We start from the raw sequence: 9,636 nt of genomic DNA on the forward strand, positions 1-9,636 counted from the left end.
TTACTATACAACAAAAAAAGAGAAATCCAAAAATCAAATTCTCGATTTCTAGATTTCCTTCTTCTTATTCCAATAACTACTTATTTTAAATAATTTACTAATTGAGTCTTATCACTTCATCACATAACTCTTCAATATCAGATTTTATATGTGAAGTCAATATTATTATTCTATCATCTTTTATATAACTTTTTAGAAATTCTCTTGTTTTAATCGCCATTTTTTCGTCCAATCCATTAAAACATTCATCTAAAATTAAATTGTTTGGATTTGACATAAAAGCTTGTATTAGATATAGTTTTTGTTTTGTTCCTAAAGAGAGTTTTCTATACTTTTTATCTTTGTACTTATATAAATCATAAAAATTTAACCAATATTCTATATCAATTTGTTTTTTATTATCTGAATAACTTTTTATAATCTCAAGATTTTCCATAAGTGTAAAATCTTCCATAAACTTTGGATTCTCTATAATAATTCCTGCACTCTCTATAAAATTGTCTTTGTTTCTTAGTTTCTTTTTATTTTGATATACACCACCACTCGTTAGTGACGTATATCCACATAAACATTTCATTATTACTGTTTTTCCACTTCCGTTTTCTCCAACAAGACCATATATTTTTCCAGGCAAGAATTTTAAATTTAAATTCTCAAAAATTACCTTCGTTCCATATTTTTTTGTTCCATTTATAATTTCTAACATACTTATACCTCCCATGAATTAAAAATAATCACTATAACTGCTAATACAATTAAGGCAATAGCACCGCTATAAATAATAACAATAGTTAGAGATAAACTATTTACAAAAACTATATATATTAAAATAGAAAAATAGAATATACAAAACATCATAACTTTATTAAATTTAAAAACTACACATATTAAAGTAACTAATAACATGATAATAGGTAATTTTATTAAATCTATCAAACCTGACGTGTAATTCGTAAAAATATAATCATTTTCAATAAACATATAACCTATACTTATTACTATCATCATAGCACAAGAATCAAAGATGAATTTTTTACTGAAGAAACATATTGTTCTCTTATATAATTGAAAAATACCTTTACTTTTAAAGCAAACAATATTCCTAAAATTATCTATCTCTAATGAAATCATTCTTATACTTACAGTGTAAAATGCTACATACAAACAGATAAGCAGTATAACATGATATACTAATAAGTCTCTATCTTCCCCATAAATATTATGAAGATTCCCTCGAATAAATTCACTAAAATTACTTTTCAAAGCATTCTTTTTTTCTAAGATTAATCTCAAATATATCACTAATGCAAAAATATATCCATAAATATTTTCTTTTTTCATAACTAAAACTCTTTTCTTTTAGTAAATCTAAGACTTAAGTATATTAATATCATATATATATACGAAATAAATGTAGTTATATTTCTCGCTCTACCTCCAAGCCAGAATAATGAACCTAAAGGACTCAAATTTTGAGATACATACACTATAAAAAAATCATTTACCACATATGTTAGTAAGATATAACCCAAAATAACATGAATATAATTATAACCATAATCAGTTATAGTAAGCAATAGTATTGTTAAGAAAAAAATAAAAGTAGATATTCCTATAATATAAAGTACTAAATATCTTGGAAAAGAGCCGTTAATAAAACTGAATATGTTTGTATCCAAAAATATATTGTTGAAATTAGCACCCTGCCTTATTTTAAAGCCAGTAAGAATAAAACTAACTATAGTATAACCGCCTACAACTATATTAATATATATAACTGCTAAAATAGACAATTTAATTTTAAGTAAAAAAATTACTCTACCTATATCCTTATTTTTTCCAATTAAATGCTTTAAACATTTATTTTTTATTTTAGAATAAAAATATAATGAAATAGAAATTATCATTGGTAAAATAAGTAAAATGTATTTTATTAATGAACTATATAATATTGCCGGATCATAGTAAGAAGCGTGAAATTTGTTCCTTAACATCCGCCCATCAGCCGTTAAATCCGGAGCATTTATATCAAACTTATAAAATACAATTAACTCTTTTAAGTCTCTAAAAATAAAGAAAACTAAAACAATTATTAAACTTAACATCAACATTTTTTTTATTTTAAAATATTTATTCATAGTTAACCTCCTATTAATAGGAGATAAAAAGCGAGAGTTTTATTGCCTCTATCTAAATTCTAATAATATAAATTAATTAGTAGTAATCTGGTGACCAAGTTCCATAAATATCATCTGCACCCATATTCGCATTTTCTAACATAAGTCTGTATAGATAACCTGATTGATAATTTATAGTATAGTAGTTATCTCTAGTTCCGCCATCAGTCAGATTCCTTCACTTCTTTTATCACCATTAGAATTAACTAGCATACTTCTCACTCTAGAATAACTTGTTGTTCCTCCCAAATTAACAACATACCAACCATTCCATACTGTTTTTCTAATAAATCAGTATAACTATAACTCCCGTTATATATACCATTTAATAAACCTATATTACATACTTCTACATTTGGTATATGAGTAACACTAAACATGTCTATCATTGTTAATAAAATTTAAAAATTTTGAAATTATTTTTTTCATACTTCCCCCTCCATATATATACTCCCACTTTTTATCTTTAATATCATAATATCATCTTTTTTTTATCTTGTAAATAAATAAAAAATAACGATAAGTTTTTCGATAAAATTAAAATAAAACCACCAGTTTCTACACTATATTAAAAAAATAAATTTATTAATATATCTGTTCGATGATTAGTATATTAATTTGAAAATCACCCCCAGATTCCTACTATTCTTCCTTTAAATAATCATTTAAGTGTATAACCACTATATGATAGAGACATTTTAAATGTATACACCCCTAAAAAAAGTTATTAAATCAAAATTTTATAGAATTATTTTTCCTATGTCCCGAACTTGACAAAGAGCCAAATAAAGAAACCTAACAAAACCGTTATCTAAATAATTGATTTTGTTAAGTTTCTCATTTTATCTTTTTTTCTATTTACTAAATACCCATGCTTGAGCTAGGTTATTTTTAATATCATTTTCTGTGAAACCATTATAACTTGTAAGTTTAACATCATCGTCATTCGGATCATTTATATAGAATTTATCATCTTCGTAACCTCGAATAACTTTATATGTTACTCTATCACCAAATACACCTGATTTTAGTCTAACAAGTATAGGTTTATTGTCTTTCAGTGCATCTTCCAAGTTTTCTACTAATTTATCAGTTTCAACACGTTCAACTTTTAGATTATATTTTTCAGCGAAAGCTGTAATAATCGTAGGTTGAGTCCCTTGATTTCTGATGTAGTATTTATTACCTGCCCAAGAAGCAAGTTCTTCCACAGTTGCTTCATCTTTACCGATATATTTTGCAATCATCGCTAGCGAAACAATAGCATCACCATTATCTTCAATCGTTTTCTTACCATCAAGACCATACGCTATATTTTTATATGCATCTTGTTTCATATAATACATAGGCACAGAAAGTCCTTTTTGTGGTAAATTAAGTAACTGTTCTTTTCGTTTTGCATTATAATTATCGATATTGATTAAATAGTATAAATACCCTTCAACACCATCTTTCAAAGATTCTATGAATTGTTTATTGGCTATCTCGTCATTCAGTAAGTCAGCATCAATTTTATTTCCGATATTACCAGAAATCAACTTAACTTGTGGAAGTTTATCGCTTAGTTGCGCAAAAGTTGACTGTTTTTCTGATGATGATACTCTTGAAATATAATGTTCTGAAAGATTCTTTTCGATACTTCTAGCAACTATAGCTGATTCTTGCGTTAAGTAATAAACCTTCACACCAAAAACATCTTTATTACTATCATTATTTGTATCAATATCTACTAACATTTCCACTGAGTTTTCAGCGGCAAGTTTTGCGATTTCTTCTTTTGTAGGATAAGTTTCATCACTTTCCCTTGTAAGTATTGCTTTTACTCCATCTTTTTCTAATATCTCTTTTAGCTGTTTAGCTGTTTTCAAATTATAAGATTTAGAAGATACTCCTTTATAATCAGAACTATCATCTTGTTTTATAATTGGATTCAATAATACTGAATATGAAGCTAACTTTTCCTTATTTTGATCTTCTGGACTTTTCTGACCACTTCCCAAAATACTCCATCCGGGTATCCAGCCAACAAAACTATCCTTCGTTTTTACTTCATACCAAGTATCTGATTTACTTAACATTTCTACATTATCACCAGCTGTTACCTTTTTTAACGTAGGATAAGTATCGTCAGGCCCAGTTCTAAGTTCAATCTCTTTCGAAATAGTAATATTGTTTTCAGATTCAGCGGATAAGCTCATCTTTTCTCCAATATACGTAACTACTCCACCTACAACTAACACTAATAAAAGTACAGATATTAAAAATAATACTCCATTCTTGTTTCTTCTTTTTATTCTCATATTAATTTCCTGTTGATAGTTTTTCGTAAACAATAGTTACAGGACCATCATTAACTATGTTCACTTCCATCATAGTCTGAAAAATTCCAGTTTCTACCGTTACTCCTTCTTCTCTTAAAAATTTATTAAATTTTTCATATAATTCATTAGCTTTTTCTGCTCCAGCAGCACTCGTAAAACTAGGTCTATTGCCTTTTTTCGTGTCAGCATATAAGGTGAACTGCGAAACTGATAAAATACTCCCATCAACATCTTTAAGACTTAGGTTTATTTTGTCATTTTCATCTTCAAATAAACGAGCTTGCGCAACTTTTTTAGCTAAGTATTTCGCATCTTCCTCTGTAGATTCTTTATGCACTCCTACTAAAAGACAGTATCCTTTATCTATACTTCCCACAATTTTATTATCAACACTAACACTAGCTTTTTTTACCTTTTGTAATATGATTTTCATACATTCACCTATTTTACTATTCTTTCTACGCTGTATACGTCTTGAATTTGTCGTAATTTTTTAATCATATAATCACATTCATTAACATTTTTCACATATATTCCTATCGTAATAACGCATGTCTTATCAGCTTTAGATTCAGAATTAAGTTTTTTAATCTCAACTCTACTTTCACTCAATGTTAATAGAACGTTTTGCAATAACAGTTCTCTATCAAAAGCATGAATTTGTAGTGTAACGCTGTAGCGACGAGCATTTAGACTTTCAACCCATTCAACATCCAATAATCTTGCATTATCTTCTTCACTTAAGTTAGGACAATTATTTCTATGAACTGTAACACCACGACCTTTTGTTATAAAACCTACAATATCATCTCCTGGAATCGGCTGACAACATTTAGATAATCTTACAAGGATATTATCTACTCCTTTTACATAAACCCCTGTTTCAGTTACTATTTTTTTAGTTTCTTCTGCATTGAAAAGTTTCTCAATTTTTGCTTGAGTCATCTTTTCTTTTCTAATTTTTTCTGTTAATCTTGCAAAAACTTTATTCGCTGTAATTCCTCCATATCCTATGGCAACATACATTTCTTCAAGATTAGCAAATTTATATTTATTTAAAGCAATTGCAATATTTTCTTCTGTAAGAACTTCATCAATATCAAAGTTATTAGCTTTAATCTCATCTTTTAACAAGATTTCACCTTTAACTAGATTTTCTTCACGCGCTGCTTTTTTAAAGAATGCTTTAATTTTCGATTTAGTTTGTGATGATGTAGCTATTTCTAGCCATGAACGTTTTGGTCCTGTAGAGTTTTTACTAGTACGAATATCACAAATTTCACCAGTTGATAACACATAATCGAATGGTTCTATTTTATCATTTACAGTAGCTCCTACCATCTTATTACCAACTTCTGAGTGAATTGCATATGCAAAGTCAACAATACATGAACCTTTTGGTAATTCTATAATATCACTATTTGGCGTAAACACATAGATTTTATCACTTAATAAGTCTACTTTCAATGATTCCATAAAGCTTTCGGCAGTTGCTTCAGTTTCATCATTCTCTGCAATTTTTTGGAACCAATTTAATTTTTCATAAAAGTTATTATTCTTATTAACCTTCTTACCTTCTTTATATGCCCAGTGTGCAGCAATCCCTTTCTCGGCAATTTCATGCATTTCATAAGTCCTAATTTGAACTTCTAAAGTTTGTCCATCAGGTGCAATTACCGTAGTATGAAGCGATTGATACATATTCGGTTTTGGCATTGCGATGTAGTCTTTAATTCTTCCTGGAATTGGAACCCAAAGATTATTTACAAGTCCTAGCGTTGCATAACAGTCAGCTACACTGTCTACTAAAACACGCACCGCAAGGAGATCATATATTTGGTCAAAAGTTTTATTTTGTTTAACCATTTTTTTATAAATACTATAAATATGTTTTGGTCTTCCAGTAACCTGTGCTTTTATATTATTATCAGCTAAAATTGATGTTATACTAGAGCATGCATCTTTTATACTCTCTTCCCTTGCACTTCTCTTCTGTTTCATCATCCCTACTATTGAAAAATATTGTGATGGATGTAAATATCTAAGAGAGGTGTCTTCTAGTTCCCATTTTACTGAACTTATCCCCAATCTATGAGCTAACGGTGCATAAATTTCAAGTGTTTCACTAGAAATTTCACGTTGTTTTTCCTCACGCATATACTTCATAGTTCTCATATTATGAAGTCTATCAGCAAGTTTTACAAAAATAACTCGTAAATCTTTCGCTATCGATACAAAAAGTTTTCTATGATTTTCTGCTTGTGATTGCTTTTTAGAACGGAATTTTACTTTATCTAGTTTTGTAACTCCATCTACTATTACCGCTATATCTTCACCGAATGTTTCTTTAATATCATCAAACGTATACTTAGTATCTTCCACAACATCATGCAGGAAACCAGCACAAATCGTTGCATAATCTAATTTAAGCTCAGTTAAAATTCCTGCAACTTGAACTGGGTGTAATATATATGGGTCCCCTGATTTTCTAAATTGTCCTTCGTGAGCAATTTTTGCAAATTCATAAGCTTTTCTTATAATTTTAATTTGCTCATCTGATAAATATTTACTCGCCATATCTTCTACATTTTGATAACTATATGGGTATTCAAGATTCACAGAAATTCCTCCTCTTTCTAAATTTAATCTACCCTTCATTTTACCATAAAATTGAAAAAATTTCCTTTAATTCAACTATAATATTTCAAATTTTAAGTATTTATATCAAATCTTCACTACCTATAAATTTAAAATTCAAACTACTTCTACATCTTTATTTATAGGTTCATCAAAAAAGTGCTTATCCAAAAGTCCTAAAATGTAACAAAGTTCATATGATAACTCATAGACGCAGTGGTTTATTGATATCTAAATTCGCTTTATAAAAGCTTTTTAGATATCTAATAAACTGTGCGGGGGTGACTCTACAAAATCTTGTTTCTCCGAAATCACGATTTTTGAGTCACTCCCAAAAAATCCTAGTTCGAATTCGAACTAGGATTAAATTTTTTATTATTTTACATCTACATCTTGAGATAAATCAACTTTATCTAAAGGTATCATTTTTGTTTTATATCTAATTTTGTGATATAGATAGAAGAATAAGAAGATTGGAACTCCCATGTATGTTGTTAACATTCCACTCCAGTTAACCACTCCTTTAGTAATAAGCTCTGTGTCTTGACCGATAATAACGATGATACATAATACTAAAGCGATAATTGGACCTACTGGGAACCATTTTGCTCTATATTTAAGGTCATTTAAATCTCTACCTTGAGCAATAAATGCTCTTCTGAATCTATAGTGACTTAATGCAATACCTAACCATGCGATAAATCCTGTTAATCCACTCGCTGCTACGATATAAGTATAAGCATTAGCACTTGTAAGTTGGATTAAGAAGATTAAGAATACCACTACAGCAGTTGCGATTAATGAGATAACTGGTGTTCCGTATTTTGTTACACGTCCAAATATTGGATAAGCTAATTTTTCTTTACTCATTGCATAAAGCATTCTTGTTGATGCGTACATACCTGAGTTACCAGCTGATAGGATTGATGTTAAGATTACTGCGTTCATTACACTTGCTGCTAAAGCAAATCCTGCATTTTTGAAGACAATTGTAAATGGTGATTTAGCAATTTCTTCTGCACTTGCAGCTCCTAATAAATCTGGTGAAGTATAAGGAATTAATAATCCGATTACTAAGATAGCTAGCACGTAGAAAATTAAAATTCTCCAGAATACTTGTTTTACAGCTTTTGGAATACTTTTCTCTGGGTTTTCACTTTCACCAGCAGTAATACCAATTAACTCAGTACCTTGGAATGAATATCCAGCGATTAAGAATACTCCAAGAGTTGCAAGGATTTGTCCTGATAATGAAGAATCTTCTCCAACGAATGGTGCATCACCTATTGTTAAGTTTTTGAATCCGATATATTCTCCACCTAAAATACCAAAGATAGTTAAGCATCCTACTACTAGGAAGATGATTACTACTACTACTTTAATAAGTGCAAACCAATATTCGCTTTCACCATAAACTTTAACACTTAGTGAGTTTAAAGCGATAATAATAACTAGGAATAATAAGCTCCAAGCCCAGTGAGGAAGTACTCGCATAGGCTCCCAATAACTAATAGCTAATGCAGATAATTCTACGTCAGCCGCTACTGTAATTACCCAGTTAAACCAATAGTTCCATCCTAAAGCAAATCCTAATGAAGGATCTACATAACGTGTAGCATATGTACTAAATGACCCTGATGTAGGAAGATATGTTGCCATTTCTCCTAATGATGTCATTAAGAAATATACCATAAGTCCGATACATAAGTAAGCTACAATAGCTCCCCCAGGTCCCGCACTTTGAATTGCTTGACCACTTGTCATGAATAATCCACTACCAATACATCCTCCGATAGCAATCATACTAATATGACGTGATCGTAAATTTCTTTTTACTTCTGTTGCATTGTTATTATTGCTGTTGTTTGTCATAATAAAAACCTCCTTGATAAAAATAAAAAAGCATAACCTTCTACCATATTTGTACGGAGTTATACTTCACATTATCTCTCCAAAACAAGATATTAGTAGCGCAACATAGCCTCACGACTATGACAGTTCTATACTTAGTTCAGTATAGCCCCAACAATATTAACATAGGATTAATATTGTTTCGGCGACGTTTCCTTTCAAGTAATATCATCAAGTCCTACACTTTCAATTACCTTACTAATAAAAATCGCAACCTCTACCTCACTTACTTTGTGAGGTACATATTCAATTAACTGATTATTAGTATATTATACTTTTTTATAGTTGTCAATAAAAATTTTAATTTTTCTAAAATTTATTTGAATATTATATCTATTGTACCACATTCTACTTTTACAAAAATAATATTCTTTACATCATTTTTCATAAAAAGAGGCTGATCCAAAAGCCCTACATTTTAACAAGGTTTATATAAAAACTCATAGACGCAGTGGTTTATTGATATCTAAATTCGCTTTATAAAAGCTTTTTAGATATCTAATAAACTTTGCGGGGGTGACTCGACAAAATCGATTTTGATATGTACCCCTTTTACTGGACAAACCAGTGAAAGGGGTATTTTTATGCGT

At 29.3% G+C, this 9,636-nt stretch carries 8 protein-coding genes and 1 riboswitch; all 8 genes read right to left on the reverse strand.

Annotated features, from left to right (window positions below):
- Positions 1 to 97 precede the first annotated feature (97 nt).
- Positions 98 to 706 carry an ATP-binding cassette domain-containing protein gene (locus RWQ74_RS06010; RefSeq protein WP_314397364.1) on the reverse strand — a complete coding sequence of 203 codons (609 nt, stop codon included), beginning with the start codon at positions 704 to 706 and terminating at the stop codon, positions 98 to 100.
- 2 nt (positions 707 to 708) lie between these two features.
- On the reverse strand, positions 709 to 1,341 hold the full coding sequence (locus RWQ74_RS06015; protein ID WP_314397365.1) for a hypothetical protein: 633 nt from the start codon (positions 1,339 to 1,341) through the stop codon (positions 709 to 711).
- Between the two features lie 2 nt (positions 1,342 to 1,343).
- Positions 1,344 to 2,138 carry a hypothetical protein gene (locus RWQ74_RS06020; RefSeq protein ID WP_314397366.1) on the reverse strand — a complete coding sequence of 265 codons (795 nt, stop codon included), beginning with the start codon at positions 2,136 to 2,138 and terminating at the stop codon, positions 1,344 to 1,346.
- Positions 2,139 to 2,395: 257 nt separating this feature from the next.
- Entirely contained in the window at positions 2,396 to 2,566 is a 171-nt protein-coding gene (locus tag RWQ74_RS06025; protein ID WP_314397367.1) for a hypothetical protein, read from the reverse strand.
- A gap of 465 nt (positions 2,567 to 3,031) precedes the next feature.
- Positions 3,032 to 4,477, reverse strand: a complete 1,446-nt coding sequence (locus RWQ74_RS06030; RefSeq protein WP_314160933.1) for an N-acetylmuramoyl-L-alanine amidase — start codon at positions 4,475 to 4,477, stop codon at positions 3,032 to 3,034.
- 1 nt (position 4,478) lies between these two features.
- Entirely contained in the window at positions 4,479 to 4,931 is a 453-nt protein-coding gene (gene dtd, locus RWQ74_RS06035; RefSeq protein ID WP_314397368.1) for a D-aminoacyl-tRNA deacylase, read from the reverse strand.
- An 8-nt stretch (positions 4,932 to 4,939) separates the two neighbouring features.
- Positions 4,940 to 7,117, reverse strand: coding sequence for a bifunctional (p)ppGpp synthetase/guanosine-3',5'-bis(diphosphate) 3'-pyrophosphohydrolase (locus RWQ74_RS06040; protein ID WP_314160931.1), 2,178 nt, complete (start codon positions 7,115 to 7,117; stop codon positions 4,940 to 4,942).
- Positions 7,118 to 7,510: 393 nt separating this feature from the next.
- Entirely contained in the window at positions 7,511 to 9,007 is a 1,497-nt protein-coding gene (locus RWQ74_RS06045) for an amino acid permease (protein ID WP_314397370.1), read from the reverse strand.
- Positions 9,008 to 9,095: 88 nt separating this feature from the next.
- Positions 9,096 to 9,274: riboswitch (Lysine riboswitch) on the reverse strand.
- Positions 9,275 to 9,636 lie beyond the last annotated feature (362 nt).

Source organism: uncultured Gemella sp. (genome assembly GCF_963525165.1).
In the GTDB taxonomy this organism is placed as follows: domain Bacteria; phylum Bacillota; class Bacilli; order Staphylococcales; family Gemellaceae; genus Gemella.

Bases quoted from the DNA above. Each gene is read 5' to 3' on its own strand.
- RWQ74_RS06010 (WP_314397364.1), bottom strand. From the start codon at position 706: ATGTTAGAAATTATAAATGGAACAAAAAAATATGGAACGAAGGTAATT.
- RWQ74_RS06015 (WP_314397365.1), bottom strand. From the start codon at position 1,341: ATGAAAAAAGAAAATATTTATGGATATATTTTTGCATTAGTGATATAT.
- RWQ74_RS06020 (WP_314397366.1), bottom strand. From the start codon at position 2,138: ATGAATAAATATTTTAAAATAAAAAAAATGTTGATGTTAAGTTTAATA.
- RWQ74_RS06025 (WP_314397367.1), bottom strand. From the start codon at position 2,566: ATGATAGACATGTTTAGTGTTACTCATATACCAAATGTAGAAGTATGT.
- RWQ74_RS06030 (WP_314160933.1), bottom strand. From the start codon at position 4,477: ATGAGAATAAAAAGAAGAAACAAGAATGGAGTATTATTTTTAATATCT.
- dtd (WP_314397368.1), bottom strand. From the start codon at position 4,931: ATGAAAATCATATTACAAAAGGTAAAAAAAGCTAGTGTTAGTGTTGAT.
- RWQ74_RS06045 (WP_314397370.1), bottom strand. From the start codon at position 9,007: ATGACAAACAACAGCAATAATAACAATGCAACAGAAGTAAAAAGAAAT.